Below are 14575 nucleotides of genomic sequence, written 5' to 3' on the forward strand. Positions count from 1 at the left end.
CGCTCGCCAGAACCGGGGTGAGGTGAATACGAAGGTGGTGCTATGGCGCATGGACAGAACGCGCCAGTCATCATCAAGCGTAAGAAGGTCGTGGGCGGCGGCGGACACCACGGGGGGGCGTGGAAGGTCGCGTATGCCGACTTTGTGACCGCCATGATGGCCTTCTTCATGCTGATGTGGCTGCTGAACGCGACGACGGAAAAGCAACGCAAGGGGATTGCGGACTATTTCAATCCCACGATCCCGGTGAACCGGGTCTCCGGGGGCGGCGAGGGCGCCTTCGGCGGCGAGAGCGTGTTTTCCGAGCGTGTGCTCGCCCAGACCGGCACCGGCGCGGCCCAGCCGAGCCCGACGCCCGAACGCCAGGCCCGCGGCACGATCGGTGCGCAGAGTTCCTCCGAGGACCGCGCCGAGGCCCGGTCTCAGGCCGAGGCGAGCGTCTTCCGCGAGATCGAGGACATGCTGAACGGCAAGGCCGGCGAGACGCTGCTCAGCGAGCAGATGATGCGCCACATCGTGACCCGGCTCACCGACGAGGGGCTCATCGTCGAGATCTTCGACCTCGACGACGCGGCGCTCTTCGAGACCGACACGACCACGCCGATGCCCGTGCTCGACGAGCTCGTTGCCATCATCGGCCAGGCCTTCGCGATCGTGCGCAACGGGGTTTCGGTCTCGGGCCATGTAAGCGCGCGCCCGGTGGTGCTGGCCGAGAATCCCGTCTGGGACCTGTCGACGGCGCGGGCGCAGACGGTGCGGCGCATGCTGCAGGACATGGGCATCGACCCCGAGCGGTTTCAGCGCATCAGCGGCTATGCCGACCGGAAGCCCGCCGTGGATGCCCCGATGGCCCCGCGCAACAACCGTCTGGAACTCGTGCTTCTGCGATCGGACATCACAAACTAGGGCGCATTTTACTTGTTAGGGCCGCATTAAGCCCCGCTCGGTAACGCTGCTCTGGGCTGGGGTCCAAGCAGCAGAAAGGTGCTTAGATGACGATTTCCTCCTCGCTGAATGCCGGTGTCGCCGGCCTTGCCGCGAACGCGAACCGTCTTTCGACGATTTCCGACAACATCGCCAACTCGCAGACCTACGGGTACAAGCGGGCCCAGGCCGATTTCCACTCGATGGTTATCGACAGCGTGGCCGGTACCTATTCGGCTGGCGGGGTGCGCATCACCACGAGCCGGATGATCGACCAGGCCGGCGCGCTGGAGACCACGGACAACCCGACCGACCTTGCGGTGCGCGGACGTGGGTTCCTGCCGGTGACGCAGGAGACGGCGCTGATATCGAACACGGACGACTACCCGATGTACCTGACCACGACGGGGTCCTTCCGAACGGATGAAGACGGGGTCCTGCGGAATTCCACAGGGCTTGTCCTGATGGGATGGCCGGCGAACCCGGACGGCACGATCCCGGCCTACCCGCGCGATACCTCCGACGGTCTGCGTCCGGTGCAGATCCAGACCAACCAGTTCGCCGCGGAACCGACGACGGAGGTCACGCTGGGCGTGAACCTTCCCGCGACCGAGACGATCGCGGGGGCCGATGGCACGACCATCCCGCTGTCGGTGGAGTATTTCGACAACCTGGGCACGTCGCAAAGCATCAATGTCACCTATACACCCACGGTGCCGGCCTCGGGGGCTTCGAACCAGTGGACGATGACCTTGCGCGACTCCGCGCAGGGCGGTGCGGTGGTCGGCGTCTACACGCTGAACTTCGACAACACCACCGGGTCCGGCGGCACCCTGGCATCGGTCACGCAACCCGATGTCGACGCGAGCGGTGTGCCCACCCCGCCGCCGGCCGGCGGCCCGATCGGCGGCGCCTACAACGCGACGAGCGGCGAATTCCAGGTGACGGTGGATCGCGGCCCGATCGACATCTCCATCGGCGCCGTCGGCGACGGCGGTGTCATGACCCAGCTGTCCGACAGTTTCGGGCCCACGGGCATCAACAAGAACGGCTTTCCGGTCGGCAACATGACCTCGATCGAGGTGGACGGCAACGGCTTCGTCAAGGCGAACTTCGACACCGGCATCACCCGCACGATCTACCAGGTGCCGATCATCGACGTGCCCAACCCGAACGGCCTCGTTGCCCTGGACAACCAGACCTACACGACCTCCGACACCAGCGGCTCGTTCTTCATGTGGGACGCGGGCGACGGGCCCACTGGCGACGTGATCAGCTATTCGCTTGAAGAATCCGCCACCGACGTGGCGGGCGAACTGACCGAACTGATCCAGACCCAGCGCGCCTATTCGTCGAACGCCAAGGTCATCCAGACCGTGGACGAGATGCTTCAGGAGACGACCAACATCAAGCGCTAGGCCGCGTGCCCGCGGCCGGCCCATTGCGAGGTGAGAGATGAGCCTGAGTTCGAGCCTGTCCAACGCCCTGTCCGGGCTCAATGCCTCGTCACGGGGCGCCCAGGTCGTGTCCTCGAACATCTCGAACGCGCTGACCGAGGGCTACGGCCGCCGGGTTCTGGAAACCTCGGCGTCCACCGTCATGGGCGCCGGTTCCGGCGTCCAGGTCGACGGGGTCCGCCGCGACACCAATCTGGCGCTGATCTCCGACCGGCGCCTGTCCCAGTCCGACCTCGGCCAGGCACAGACCCGTGCCGACGGCCTGGCCCGGGTCGAGGCCGCCCTCGGCACGCCGGACAGCCCCGATTCCATCGCCGGGCGCATGGCCGCGCTGGAATCGGCGCTTGTCGCCGCGGCCAGCCGGCCCGACAGCGCCACGCGCCTTGCCGACGTGAAGACGGCGGCGCAATCCGTGGCGGGCAGCATCCAGATGGCCTCGGACGATCTGCAATCGATCCGCATGCAGGCCGATTCCGCCATTGCGGGCGAGGTGGAGTTGCTGAACGGGACCCTCCGGGAGATTGCCGATCTCAACACCGAGATTCGAAGCCACTACGGAACCAGGACCGACATGAGCGCGCTTTTCGACGAGCGCCAGGTGCTCGTCGACCGGATCGCCGAGGTGGTGCCGCTGCGCCAGATCCAGCGCGACCACGGCACCATCGCGCTCTACACCGAAACCGGCGCGGCGCTGGTCGACGGTCGCGCCTCCGAATTCTCCTTCGACCAGGTCGGGGTCATCACGCCGGACATGACGATCGCGAGCGGCGCGCTCTCGGGGCTCACTCTCAACGGCGAGCCGGTGCGCGCCGTGGGCAGCCACGCCCCGATGGGCGGCGGCCGCCTCGAGGCGCTGTTCGAGCAGCGCGACCAGACCGTCCCCGCCGCGCAGGCCAACCTCGACGCGCTGGCCCGCGACCTGATCGAACGGTTCGAGGCGCCCGGCGTCGACCCAAGTGCCACGCCCGGCGCGCCCGGCCTCTTCACCGACAACGGTCTCGTGCTCGACCCGGCGAACGAACTCGGCCTGTCCGCCCGGATTTCCGTCAATGCGACCGTGGACCCTGACCAGGGCGGAGATCTCTGGCGCCTGCGCACCGGCCTCGGGGCGCCCGCGGCGGGCGATGTGGGCGACTCGACCCTCCTGAACGCGTTCGCTGACGCGCTGTCCAACACGCGCGTGCCGTCGTCGGGTACGTTCGGAAGCCAGCCCATGTCCGCCTCCGGCTTGGCGACCGAAGCGGTTTCGCGAATCTCGGTCCAGGCGCACTGGGCGGCCGAGGAAGAAGGGTTTGCCAGCGCGCGGACCAATGCGCTCAAGGAGGCCGAGCTTCAGGGCGGTGTCGATACCGATGCCGAATTGCAGAATCTGATGCTCTACGAGCAGGCCTATGCCGCGAACGCCAAGGTCATCCAGGCGGTCGACGAGATGATGCAGATGCTGATGGAGATCTGAGCCATGTCCTTCGTGTCCATCGGCGATCTCGCCCGCAGCTTCAACCTGCGCAACCACACCGCCGAGATCAAGGCGCGCCTCGACCGCCTGGGCGAAGAGGTGACCACCGGCCAGACCACCGACCCGGCCGGCCGGTTGCGCGGCGATTTCAGATCCCTCGGCGCCATCGACCGGAGCCTCAAGGTGATGGACTCCTACGATCTCGCCACCAAGGAGGCCGCGCTTACCACCGACGCGATGCAGCTGACCCTGGCGCGCATCAGCGATGCCGCCACCACGCTGAGCCCCTCGCTGCTCGACGCGTCGACGATGCACAGCGCCCAGACCGTCGAAGCGCTGGGCAAGGACGCGCGGGAATGGTTCGAATTGTCGGTCGCGTCGCTGAACAACCAGACCGCGGGCCGCAGCCTCTTTGCCGGGGCCGCCACCGACTCTCGGGCGCTCGCGTCGGGCGAGGACATGCTGGCCGCGATCCAGACCAGCATCACCGGCCTGACCCAGGCCGAGGACGTGCTCACCGCCATTGACGCCTGGTTCGACACGCCCGGCGGGGCGTTCGAGTCCTCTGGCTATCTCGGTTCCGACCTGCCGACAGGAAAGGTTCGCCTGAACGATTCCCACAGCATGCAGCTCGACGTCACCGCCGCCGACCCCGAAATCCGCGATGCGCTGAAGGCGTTCGCAACAGCCGCGGTGCTGTCGGACCCGACCGTTCTGGCCGGCGATCTCTCGGAGCGATCCGAGCTCGCCGGGGCGGCCGGGGAACGCATGATGTCGAGCAATGGCGGCCTGATCGACCTGATGGCCGAAGTCGGCATCGCCCAGTCGCGGATCGAGGAGATCGGCACCGAGAACGCCGCGAACCGCAACCTGCTCGACCTTGCCCGCGCCGACATGCTCGCCGTCGACCAGTACGAGGCCGCGAGCGATCTCCAGGCGGTCCAGGTGCAGCTCGAAACCGTCTATACCGTCACCGCGCGCCTGTCGCGCCTCAGCCTAGCGGATTACCTCTGATGATACGCCGGTTCCTCCTCGGCCTTCTCGCGCTGATGATCGCCGTTCCCGCAAACGCGACGCCGATCCGCATCAAGGACCTCGTGGAGTTCGACGGCGTGCGCGGCAACGACCTCGTGGGCTACGGCCTCGTCGTCGGCCTGAACGGAACCGGCGACGGTATCCGCAACGCGCCCTTCACCGAGGAGATCATGTCGAACATCCTCGAACGGCTGGGCGTTAACGTTACCGGCGAGCAGTTCCGGCCCAAGAACGTGGCCGCGGTCTTCGTCACCGCGACGTTGCCGCCGTTCTCCCGGACCGGGTCGCAGATCGATGTCACCGTCTCGGCGATCGGCGACGCCAAGAGCCTGCTCGGCGGCACGCTCGTGATGACGCCGCTCAACGCCGCGGACGGCCAGATCTACGCCGTCGCCCAGGGCACGATCATCGCCGGCGGCGCCTCGGCCGAGGGCGATGGTGCCCAGGTGATCCAGGGGGTGCCCACATCGGGCGTGATTCCCGCCGGCGCGCGGGTCGAGCGCGAGATCGAGTTCGATTTCACCGCGATGACGTCCCTGCGGCTTGCGTTGCGCAGCCCCGATTTCACGACCGCCGGTCGGATCGAGGCGGCGATCAACAACAGTTTCGGGCGCGGCGTGGCGCGGATGATCGATGCTGGTACGGTCGTGCTGGACATTGCCGCCACCCGCGCGCCCTCGCCGGCCCATGCGCTGCAGCGGATCGAAAGCATCACCGTCGAGCCCCAGCGCAAGGCCCGCGTGGTCGTCGACCAGCGCTCTGGCACGATCGTGATGGGCGAGGATGTCCGCATTTCCCGCGTCGCCGTTTCCCAGGGCAACCTGACGCTGCGGATCGAGGAAGAGCCGATGGTGGTTCAGCCGAACCCCTTCGCCGAGGGCCAGACGGTCGTGGTGCCCCGCACCCGGGCCGCGATCGAGGAGGAGCCGGGGATCGGCCTGGCCGAGATCGACGAGGGCGCCTCGCTCTCCGAGGTGGTGGCCGGGCTGAACGCGCTTGGCGTGGCCCCGCGCGACATGATCGACATCCTCAAGAGCATCAAGGCCGCCGGCGCGCTGCATGCGGAATTCGTGGTGCGCTGACGCCCGGATCGCCCGCGCCCGGGGCGCGGCCGTTCAAGGGGCCGCCCGCCGGAGCCAGTCCAGTTCATTCCCGGCGGGCGCCCGCCCCGACCTGCGGCACCGCTGACCACCTTTGTCCCGGCTGCGGTCGCGGCGCAGGCGGGCCCATCGTGTTCCGGTTTTCCGCCCCGTCCGGGAGCGCGCCGCGCTTCATCCCGAACACGCTTTTCGCCGCCCGGGCCGCCTTTCGCGGGGCGTCCCACCCGCAGGCCCGTGGGCAGCGTGCGATATGGCGTTCGACGCGAACACCGCGGGCAATCGTGCCGCGGTGTTGACAGGCGCTGCCTGGCTGAACCGCGTGCGCGGTTCTCCGCTGGCGAAGATGCATCGGACAGGACGGCGATGCGTCCCGGCCGGCCGGCCGCGCGATGTGCGGCCCGGGCCGACCTTGCGGTCGGGGTTTCTAACCGGCGGGGAAGTATCCGCGGACAAGCGCTTCGGAGATCAGGGTCCAGCCGTCCGCCACCACGAAGAAGGCAAGCTTGAACGGCATCGCGACCATGGCCGGCGGAACCATCATCATCCCCATCGACATCAGGATCGCCGCGACCACGAGGTCGATGATCAGGAAGGGCAGGAAGATCAGGAAGCCGATCTCGAAGGCCCGCTGGATCTCGCTGAGCATGAACGCGGGCACCAGCACCGACAGCGGCGCGTCCGCGATCGGCTGTTCCGCGTCGAATTCCGGGCGGAGCGAGCCGAGAGAGGCGAAGGTGTCGGCTTCCGCCCGGGCGGCCATGAAGCCGCGGAACGGCTCGATGATCCTTGGGAACGCCTCCTCGTAGGACAGGGTTTCCTCGACCAGCGGCGTGACGCCCTCCTGCCAGGCCTGGCTGAAGGTCGGTTCCATCACGAAATAGGTCAGGAAAAGCGCGAGGCTCACGATGAGCATGTTGGGCGGCGACTGCTGCAACCCGATCGCCTGGCGCAGGATCGCGAGCACCGTGACGATGAAGGGAAAGCACGTCACCATGATCGCGAGGCCGGGCGCGAGGCTCAGCACCGTCACCAGAAGGATCAGCTGCACGCCGCGCCCCGCCAGGGACCCGCCCTCGCCGAAGGAAATCGAGATGTCCTGCGCCGCGGCCGGCGCGGCAAGCGCGGCAAGGCAGACAAGGGCGAGGATCGGGAGGGCGCGCATGGGTCAGTCGCCCGAGGCCACGTCGATCACCTCGGTCAGTCGCACGGCGATCTGGCCGGGCTGGTCGCCGTCCACCTCCTGCAACTCGCCCCGCGCGATCAGCCGGTCGCCGATATAGAGTTCGACCGGGTCGTCGATACGGCGGTCGAGCGGCAGGATGCCGCCGCGGTCGATCCGCAGCAGATCGCGCAGAAGCGGCCGGGCCTTGCCGACCGAGACCGTGATCTCGATCGGGACCTGGTCGAGGAATTTCGCGCCCAGCGCCTCGCCCGGGCCGTCTTGCGTGGTCTCAGCCATGGCGTCTGGCCTCCTCTTCGGTCTTCAGGAATTCGTCGAGCGCGGTCTGGATCGCGGCCAGCATCCCGTCGATATCGATCTCGCATTCGGACTCGGTGCCCGAGACGAGCGCCTGGCCCGGCCCGACCGTGTCATCGTCGACGATGGCCAGCGGCAGGCCCGGATCCTCGCCGATCAGGGCGTCCAGCGCCTCGCGGTTATCGGGGTTGATGCGCAGCCGGACCGGCCGGTTGGCCTCGGCCTCGGCCATCTGCATCGCGGTCTCGACCACCGTCCGGGCAAAGCCCGCGGAGGCGATATGCGGCACGACCCGCTCGACCATCGCGGTCAGCAGCGGCCCGAGCGCGGCGAGCACATGCGCCCGCGCCTCGTGATAACTGAACGACATCTCCTGCAGTGTCTTGGCGAAATCGGCCGAGACACGTGCATGCTCCTCGTTCTCTGCGGCCGCGGCGTCGTCCCAGCCGGCCTTGTAGCCCTCTTCATAGGCGTTCAGCCGGATGTCCTGGGCGTCGGGCGGTTCGGGCGGCGCGGCGGCGGGCTGCTGCGGCGCAGGCGCCGCGAAGTCTTCGAGACGCAGCCGGTTCATTGCGGGGTCTCCTGCCGGTCTTCCATCCAGCCGCGCAGGATGGCGACGGATTCGTCACGGCGCCGCTCGATCAGGTCGCGCAGACGATCCACCGGGTCCTCGTCGGTCGCGCCGAAGCCGCTGTCGGTGAAATCGGCCGGGTCCAGGGTGTTCATCGTCATCGGGGCGGCCATCGGCAGGCCGGCCGGTTCGTCATCGGGATTGATCTCGCCATCGAGCCAGGGTTGGTTCAGCGCCGCCGGCTCGCCGCCCGCGGGAGCAGGCAGGCCGACCGGGCCGGGCCGGGCGCCGCCGGCCAGGATCGGGCGCACCACGAACAGGCCGAGGATCAGCGCGACCACGGCCAGAACGCCCAGCTGGATCAGGGTCAGCGGATCGAGCGCGACATCTCCGAACAGGCTGGACTGCGGGCCGGTGCCGAGTGTCTCCACCGGCTCGAAGGGCATCGACTTCAAGGTGATCACGTCGCCGCGCTCGGCATCGAAGCCGGCCGCCGAGGCGACGAGTTCGCGCAACGCCTCCAGCTCGGTCTCGGGGAGCGGGGCCCAGGTTTCGTTGCCCTGGTCGTCGAGCGAGGTGACGCCGTCGACCAGCACCGCGACGCTGAGCCGCTTGATCGCGCCGGGGGCCCGCAGGATCTCGCGCTCGGTCTCGGAGACCTCGTAGTTCACGCGTTCCCGGGTCTCGGTTTCCTTGCGTTGGGCGGACCGCTCGGCCGCGCCCTCGCCCTCGGGCAGGTTGCTGGCCACGGTGACGGCGCCGCCGCCGGTGTCGCTGGAACTGGTGGACCGTTCCTCGTTGTCGGCGCTGATGGCGATGCGCGAATCGGGGTCGATGCGGCGTTCGCGGATCGACTCGCTCTGCATCTCGGTCTCGACGCTGACCTCGACCACCGACCGTCCGGGCCCGAGGCGCGCGGCGAGCAGCCGCTCCAGCCGCGCCTTGAGCGCGTCCGAGCGGTCGTCGGCGCCGGAGCCGAATCCCGGAATGGCGTCGTCGGTGACGACCGTGCCGGTATTGGCGTCGATCACGGAGACGTCCTCGGGCGCCAGGCCGGCGACGCTGGAGGCGACGAGGAAACGCAGCGCCTTGGCCTGGGCGGGCGCCAGCGCGCCGCCGGCCGCGCCCACGGTGACCGCCGCCGACGGCTTGATGTTGCGGGCGAAGGGCCGGGCGGTCGGCGTGGCGATATGCACGCGGGCGCTGCGGAACTGCGGGTTGGCCAGGATCGTGCGCGCCAGCTCGCCCTCCTTGGCGCGCCAGTAGGCCGCATCGAACATCTGCGAAGTGGTGCCGAAGCCCGACAGCCCGTCGAGCAGTTCGTAGCCGGCCGAGCCGTTCGCTGGCAGCCCGTCGCTCGCCAGCGTCATGCGCAGCGAGTCGCGCTGGCTGGCATCGACGTAGATCGCGGGGCCGCGCACCTCGTAGGCGACGCCGCTCTGGTCGAGCGCGCGGATCACGTCGCCCGCGGCGGCGCCGTCGAGCCCGGAATACAGCAGTTCCATGCGCGGCGTCGTGGCCACGCGCGACAGTGCGAGAACTGCGGCGAACATCGCCACGGTGGCGATGATCACGATCACCCTGCGGCGCGGGGTCAGCCCGGTCCAGATGGCCATAAGCTGCTGCAAGATGGGTCTCCCGATCCTGGGGGCTTCTGCCCCGTTTCTGCCGCACATCCTTCGCAGGCTCGGCTTAACAATCGGTTAGCCCTCCTGCGGCTATAGAGGTGACGACGAACAAGGAGGCCCGGAAGATGGCCGATGCGGCAACGGATCCGGCGGAAGAACCCGCCGGCAGATCGAAGAAGCCCCTGATCCTCGGGCTCGTGGGGGCGCTGGTCCTGGGCGGAGGCGCCTTTTTCGCGATCTATTCGGGCATGATTCTCGGGGGTGGCGACGAGGCGGCCCATGCCGCCGACGGCCATGGCGACGCCGACGAATCGGCGCTTGGCACCGTGACCTTCGTCGAGGTCGAGCCCCTGGTCATCAGCCTCGGACCCGACTCGCGCAGCCGGCACCTGCGGTTCCGCGCCCAGCTCGAGGTGACCCCGACCTACCAGCAGGAGGTCGCGCTCCTGATGCCGCGGGTGCTCGACGTGCTCAACAGCTATCTCCGCGCCGTCGAGGCGGCGGAATTCGAGAAACCGACCGCGCTGATCACGCTCCGGGCGCAGATGCTCCGCCGCGTGCAGCTCGTGACCGGCCAGGGTCGCGTCCGCGACCTGCTGATCACGGAATTCGTGCTGAACTGAGGAAAGTGGAATGGGTTTGATCGCGGATATACTGCTGATCGCCGGGGCGCTGGGCGCCACGCTCTACTGCCATGTGCTGGCGCGCCGGCTGCGCCGGTTCAACGACCTCGAAAAGGGGATGGGGGGCGCGATCGCCGTGCTGTCGGCCCAGGTCGACGACATGACCAAGGCGCTCAAGGTGGCGCAGAACTCGGCGCAGCATTCCACCGACGGGCTGCAATCGCTGACCGGCCGGGCCGAGGACGTGGCGCACCGGCTGGAACTGCTGGTCGCCGCGATGCACGACCTCCCCGGGGAGGCCCCGCCGCCCGCGCCCGCGCCCCGCGCGGCCCCCGCGCAGGCGCAAGCGCCCGCCCCTGCGCCAGATCCGGCCCCTGCCCCGGCCGCCGCGCCCGCTGTCGGCGAGGATGAGGCGCCCGCGCCCCTCTTCCGGCGCCGGCGCATGCAGGAGGCCGCGGAATGAGTCGGAAGACGTCCTATCTGCGCGGCGGCGCCGTTCTGCCCGTCATCGCCGGGCTGTTCCTGGCGTCGGGCTTGATCCGCTTCGGCGGCGGCACGGCGCAGGCATTGACCGAGGAGTTGCGCGGTCTCGCGGCGCGGGAACCGGACGCGACGGCCGCCGCCCCCGCCGCCGAGCCCTGCCCGCCGCCGCCCGACATCGCCGAGGTGCTGGCCGCCCTGAAGGCGCGCGAGGCCGAGATCGACGCCCGCGCGGCCGCGCTGGAGGACCGCGCGGCCACCCTGGAGATCGCCGAAGAGGAGATCGCCCGCCAGATGGCGGCGCTCGAATCCGCCGAAGCGGCGTTGCGCTCGACGATCACTGTCGCCGACGAGGCGGCCGAGTCCGACGTCGCCCGCCTGACCTCGGTCTACGAGAACATGAAGCCCGACGAGGCCGCCGCCCTCTTTGCCGAGATGGATCCCGAATTCGCCGCCGGGTTCCTCGGCCGGATGCGGGCGGACGCCGCCGCGGCGGTGATGGCCGGGCTCGACCCGCCGGTCGCCTATTCGATCTCGGTGATCCTCGCGGGGCGGAACGCGCGCGCGCCGCAAGAGTGATCAGCCTTTCTTAACGCGGACTTGCGAAAGTCCGCGGGACCAAGTCTTTAGCGGAGCCCTGCCCATGTTCGGCATCATCGGGATCGTCCTCATCTTCGCGATGGTCTTCGGGGGCTACATGGCTGCCGGGGGCAAGCTCGGCATCATCCTCAAGGCACTGCCCTTCGAGATGATGATGATCGGCGGCGCGGCCATCGGGGCCTTCGTCATCGGCAACGATCTGCCGGCTATCAAGCAGACCGCGAAGGATGTGGGCAAGGTCTTCAAGGGCCCGAAATGGAAGCCCGAGGATTACCGCGATCTGTTGTGCCTCCTGTTCGAGATGATCCGGGTCGCGCGGCAGAACCCGCTGGAGCTGGAAAGCCATATCGAGGCGCCGAACGATTCGGCGATCTTCGGCCGCTATCCCCGGATCGTGGCCGACCACGAGGCGGTCGAACTGATCTGCGACACGCTGCGCGCGGCAAGCATGAACTACGACGATCCGCACCAGGTGGAGGAGGTTCTGGAAAAGCGGCTCGAGGCGCACATGCACCATTCGATGCATTCGAGCCATGCGCTGCAGACGATGGCCGACGGCCTGCCGGCGCTCGGGATCGTCGCCGCGGTTCTGGGCGTGATCAAGACGATGGGCTCGATCGACCAGCCGCCCGAGATCCTCGGCAAGATGATCGGCGGCGCGCTCGTCGGCACCTTTCTCGGCGTGTTCCTGGCCTACGGCCTGGTCGGGCCGTTCGCCACGAAGGTGAAGACCGTGGTCGAGGAGGACGCCCATTTCTACCTGCTCATCCGCGAGGTGCTGGTGGCCAACCTGCACAACCATTCGCCCGCGATCTGCATCGAGGTCGGGCGCCAGAACACGCCCGGCGACCGCCGCCCCAGCTTCTCCGACCTCGAAGAGGCCTTGAAGGCCGCCAAGCAGGAGGCCGCATGAGCCGGTTCCTGATCGCCCTCGCTCTCTTTCTGGCGCTGGCGGCGCCCGGCCTGGCGCAGACCGTGACGATCCGCTCGGGCGAACATGCCGCGTTTTCCCGGCTCGTCTTCGAGACCCCGCCGGACGCGGACTGGCGCCTCGGCCGCAGCGCCGAGGGCTACCTGCTCGCCTTCGAGAACGCGGAACTGGCGTTCCGCTTCGACGGTGTGTTCGACCTGATTCCGCGCACGCGGATCCGCGATGTCGGTGCAGCCGGGCCGGGGGAGGTCGCGGTGCAGGTCGGCGAGGGCGTCCATGCCCAGGCCTTCACGCTGCGGCCCGGGGTCGTCGTCCTCGACATCCGTGACGGCCCCCCGCCGCAGGGCTCGCCGTTCGAGACGCCGCTTGCCCAGGCGCAGCCCGACCCGCCGCCCGCGCCCGTCCCCGAGCCGGTCGCGCCCCGCCCGGCCGTGCGCCTTCCGATCGATGTCGGTCGCACGCCGCCGCCGCCCCTTGTCGGTCGCTTCCTTCCGCCGGAGCGGCGCCCCGCCGCGCCCGACCCGCGGGTGGAAAGCGCGCGGAACGACCTGCTCAAGCAGATCGGGCGCGCCGCCTCGCAGGGCTTGCTGGAGCCCGCCTTCGACGTGGCCGACACGCCGCCCGCTGAGACGCCCGCCGCGCCGGAGCCGACCGCCGCAAGCGCCGAGCCGCCGCCCGAACCGCCTTTGCCCGGCCTTGACGACCGCGCGCATATGCGCGTCGAAACCAGCATCGACCGGGGGCTGGGCGGTGCGGACGGCGTGCCGCCGCAGTCCGCGACCGGAACGGCCTGTCTGCCCGAAAGCTATTTCGATTTCGTCCAGCTCGGCGCCGATGCCCGGCCCGCGACCCTGATCGCCGAGAAGCGCGGCGCGCTTCTGGACATGCGCGACGTGCCCGACCCGGCCGGGGCGGAGGAGCTCGTGCGTGCCTATCTCGCCTTCGGCTTCGGCGCGGAGGCCCGCGCGGTGATCGACGAGGTGGGACTCGCGACGCCGCCCGCGCCGGTCTGGCGGGAAATCGGGGCGATCTTCGACCAGGGGCATGCCCGGCGGCCCGAGCTCTTCGAGGGGCAGCTGTCCTGCCCGTCTCGCGCGGCGATGTGGGCCATCCTCGCCGCGAAGGAACTGCCCGACGACAGCACGGTCGACGAGGCCGTCGTCATCCGCAGTTTCTCGGAACTGCCGGTCCATCTGAGGCGCCACCTCGGTCCGATCCTGGCCGACCGCTTCCTCTCTGCCGGGAACGCGGCGGCCGCCGACCGGGTGCGGAATGCCGTGGCGCGCGCGGGCGAGGCGGGCCGGACGGGCGACCTCGCCATCATCGAGGCGCGCCTCGACCTCTCGCGCGGGCAGGTCGACTCCGCCAACCGCCGGATCGAGGAAGTTCTGTCGAAGGGCGGCCTGGAATCGCCCGGGGCGCTGGCTCTGCGCATCGAGGCGGACCTGTCCGAGGACCGGCTGCCCGAGGCGGATGCGCTCGCCCTGGCCGAGGCGCTCGCCTACGAACGCCGGGGCACGCCCACCGGCCGTGGGCTCCTTGCGCTGGCGATCCGCGGCCACGCCGCGCGGGGCAATTTCGAGACCGCGTTCGGCATGCTCCGGCATCACGACCTCAAGACGGACGAGGCGTTGGCCAGCGAACTCATGATGCGCCTGGGACGCGCCGGCAGCGATGCCGACCTGCTGCGCGAGGCGGTTTCCGGCCTGCTCGCCGATCCCGAGGTCACCCTGCAGCCGCAGGCCCGCCTGGTGGCTGCGGGCCGCCTGCTCGACCTGGGCTTCACCGACCGGGCCGAGGAGATCGTGGCCGATGTCCCGCCCCAGGGGACGACCGTCGAGCGCGTCGCGCGTGCCCGCGTGGAATTGGCGCGGGGCCGACCGGGACCGGCGCTTCAGTACCTTTCCGGGCTCGAAGGCCCGGACTACGACCGCCTGCGGGCCGAGGCCGCCCGGCTGAGCGGCGACCTCGCGGCGGCGGCGCGCCACTACGGCGAGGCGGGCGAGACCGAGCGCCAGGCCGGCCTCGCCTGGCGCACCCGCGACTGGCCGCTTGTCGAAGCCGTCGGCGCCGATCCCCAACGCGGCTATGCCACGTTGCAGGACGAAACGCCCGCGGCACGCTACGCCCCCGAGGCCGCGCCGTCGCTCTCCGGGGCCCGCGCGCTGGTCGAGGGCAGCGGCGAGATGCGTGCCCGTCTCGAGGCGCTTCTCGGGGCGCAGGATGAAGGGCCGTAGAGCGGCGGATATTCAGCTTTTCTCAACCGCCCGTCCCTAGTCTGGCCGACGACACA

General features: G+C 69.6%; 14 protein-coding genes. 10 read left to right on the forward strand and 4 right to left on the reverse strand.

Annotation, left to right across the window (positions count from 1 at the left end):
• Positions 1 to 42 precede the first annotated feature (42 nt).
• From BUR28_RS13360 to BUR28_RS13380, 5 genes are all read left to right on the forward strand, one after another.
• Positions 43 to 906 carry an OmpA/MotB family protein gene (locus tag BUR28_RS13360; protein WP_074220577.1) on the forward strand — a complete coding sequence of 288 codons (864 nt, stop codon included), beginning with the start codon at positions 43 to 45 and terminating at the stop codon, positions 904 to 906.
• Positions 907 to 992: 86 nt separating this feature from the next.
• A complete protein-coding gene (locus BUR28_RS13365; RefSeq protein ID WP_074220578.1) occupies positions 993 to 2342 on the forward strand; it encodes a flagellar hook protein FlgE in 1350 nt (449 codons plus the stop codon).
• A gap of 37 nt (positions 2343 to 2379) precedes the next feature.
• On the forward strand, positions 2380 to 3837 hold the full coding sequence (gene flgK / locus BUR28_RS13370; RefSeq protein ID WP_074220579.1) for a flagellar hook-associated protein FlgK: 1458 nt from the start codon (positions 2380 to 2382) through the stop codon (positions 3835 to 3837).
• 3 nt (positions 3838 to 3840) lie between these two features.
• The gene (locus BUR28_RS13375; protein ID WP_074220580.1) at positions 3841 to 4851 is read left to right on the forward strand and encodes a flagellin; all 1011 of its coding nucleotides are present in this window, start codon (positions 3841 to 3843) and stop codon (positions 4849 to 4851) included.
• Positions 4851 to 5954 carry a flagellar basal body P-ring protein FlgI gene (locus tag BUR28_RS13380; RefSeq protein ID WP_074220581.1) on the forward strand — a complete coding sequence of 368 codons (1104 nt, stop codon included), beginning with the start codon at positions 4851 to 4853 and terminating at the stop codon, positions 5952 to 5954. The genes BUR28_RS13375 and BUR28_RS13380 overlap by 1 nt, the downstream gene beginning before the upstream one ends.
• 442 nt (positions 5955 to 6396) lie before the next feature.
• On the opposite strand, the gene fliP is transcribed toward BUR28_RS13380, so the two are convergent.
• From fliP to fliF, 4 genes are read right to left on the reverse strand one after another with little or no spacing between them, the layout of a single operon-like run.
• Positions 6397 to 7134, reverse strand: a complete 738-nt coding sequence (gene fliP / locus BUR28_RS13385) for a flagellar type III secretion system pore protein FliP (protein ID WP_074220582.1) — start codon at positions 7132 to 7134, stop codon at positions 6397 to 6399.
• 3 nt (positions 7135 to 7137) lie between these two features.
• Positions 7138 to 7431 carry a FliM/FliN family flagellar motor switch protein gene (locus BUR28_RS13390; protein WP_074220583.1) on the reverse strand — a complete coding sequence of 98 codons (294 nt, stop codon included), beginning with the start codon at positions 7429 to 7431 and terminating at the stop codon, positions 7138 to 7140.
• On the reverse strand, positions 7424 to 8020 hold the full coding sequence (locus BUR28_RS13395) for a FliH/SctL family protein (RefSeq protein WP_074220584.1): 597 nt from the start codon (positions 8018 to 8020) through the stop codon (positions 7424 to 7426). The genes BUR28_RS13390 and BUR28_RS13395 overlap by 8 nt, the downstream gene beginning before the upstream one ends.
• On the reverse strand, positions 8017 to 9636 hold the full coding sequence (gene fliF / locus BUR28_RS13400; RefSeq protein ID WP_254813750.1) for a flagellar basal-body MS-ring/collar protein FliF: 1620 nt from the start codon (positions 9634 to 9636) through the stop codon (positions 8017 to 8019). The genes BUR28_RS13395 and fliF overlap by 4 nt, the downstream gene beginning before the upstream one ends.
• A 137-nt stretch (positions 9637 to 9773) precedes the next feature.
• Here fliF and fliL point away from each other — a divergent pair, with 137 nt between their 5' ends.
• The 5 genes from fliL to BUR28_RS13425 all read left to right on the forward strand — a co-directional run bounded on the left by fliL (position 9774) and on the right by BUR28_RS13425 (position 14519).
• Positions 9774 to 10271 carry a flagellar basal body-associated FliL family protein gene (gene fliL / locus BUR28_RS13405; protein ID WP_074220586.1) on the forward strand — a complete coding sequence of 166 codons (498 nt, stop codon included), beginning with the start codon at positions 9774 to 9776 and terminating at the stop codon, positions 10269 to 10271.
• 10 nt (positions 10272 to 10281) lie between these two features.
• A complete protein-coding gene (locus BUR28_RS13410) occupies positions 10282 to 10734 on the forward strand; it encodes a hypothetical protein (RefSeq protein WP_074220587.1) in 453 nt (150 codons plus the stop codon).
• Positions 10731 to 11330 (forward strand): MotE family protein, encoded by a 600-nt coding sequence (locus tag BUR28_RS13415; protein ID WP_074220588.1) that lies wholly within the window; start codon positions 10731 to 10733, stop codon positions 11328 to 11330. Before BUR28_RS13410 ends, BUR28_RS13415 begins: the two co-directional genes overlap by 4 nt.
• Before the next feature lie 64 nt (positions 11331 to 11394).
• Positions 11395 to 12264, forward strand: a complete 870-nt coding sequence (gene motA, locus BUR28_RS13420) for a flagellar motor stator protein MotA (protein WP_074220589.1) — start codon at positions 11395 to 11397, stop codon at positions 12262 to 12264.
• The gene (locus BUR28_RS13425) at positions 12261 to 14519 is read left to right on the forward strand and encodes a hypothetical protein (RefSeq protein WP_074220590.1); all 2259 of its coding nucleotides are present in this window, start codon (positions 12261 to 12263) and stop codon (positions 14517 to 14519) included. Before motA ends, BUR28_RS13425 begins: the two co-directional genes overlap by 4 nt.
• Positions 14520 to 14575: the final 56 nt, after the last annotated feature.

The sequence above is a fragment of the Rhodovulum sp. ES.010 genome (genome assembly GCF_900142935.1).
Taxonomy (GTDB): domain Bacteria; phylum Pseudomonadota; class Alphaproteobacteria; order Rhodobacterales; family Rhodobacteraceae; genus Rhodovulum.

Bases quoted from the DNA above. Each gene is read 5' to 3' on its own strand.
- BUR28_RS13360 (WP_074220577.1), top strand. From the start codon at position 43: ATGGCGCATGGACAGAACGCGCCAGTCATCATCAAGCGTAAGAAGGTC.
- BUR28_RS13365 (WP_074220578.1), top strand. From the start codon at position 993: ATGACGATTTCCTCCTCGCTGAATGCCGGTGTCGCCGGCCTTGCCGCG.
- flgK (WP_074220579.1), top strand. From the start codon at position 2,380: ATGAGCCTGAGTTCGAGCCTGTCCAACGCCCTGTCCGGGCTCAATGCC.
- BUR28_RS13375 (WP_074220580.1), top strand. From the start codon at position 3,841: ATGTCCTTCGTGTCCATCGGCGATCTCGCCCGCAGCTTCAACCTGCGC.
- BUR28_RS13380 (WP_074220581.1), top strand. From the start codon at position 4,851: ATGATACGCCGGTTCCTCCTCGGCCTTCTCGCGCTGATGATCGCCGTT.
- fliP (WP_074220582.1), bottom strand. From the start codon at position 7,134: ATGCGCGCCCTCCCGATCCTCGCCCTTGTCTGCCTTGCCGCGCTTGCC.
- BUR28_RS13390 (WP_074220583.1), bottom strand. From the start codon at position 7,431: ATGGCTGAGACCACGCAAGACGGCCCGGGCGAGGCGCTGGGCGCGAAA.
- BUR28_RS13395 (WP_074220584.1), bottom strand. From the start codon at position 8,020: ATGAACCGGCTGCGTCTCGAAGACTTCGCGGCGCCTGCGCCGCAGCAG.
- fliF (WP_254813750.1), bottom strand. From the start codon at position 9,636: ATGGCCATCTGGACCGGGCTGACCCCGCGCCGCAGGGTGATCGTGATC.
- fliL (WP_074220586.1), top strand. From the start codon at position 9,774: ATGGCCGATGCGGCAACGGATCCGGCGGAAGAACCCGCCGGCAGATCG.
- BUR28_RS13410 (WP_074220587.1), top strand. From the start codon at position 10,282: ATGGGTTTGATCGCGGATATACTGCTGATCGCCGGGGCGCTGGGCGCC.
- BUR28_RS13415 (WP_074220588.1), top strand. From the start codon at position 10,731: ATGAGTCGGAAGACGTCCTATCTGCGCGGCGGCGCCGTTCTGCCCGTC.
- motA (WP_074220589.1), top strand. From the start codon at position 11,395: ATGTTCGGCATCATCGGGATCGTCCTCATCTTCGCGATGGTCTTCGGG.
- BUR28_RS13425 (WP_074220590.1), top strand. From the start codon at position 12,261: ATGAGCCGGTTCCTGATCGCCCTCGCTCTCTTTCTGGCGCTGGCGGCG.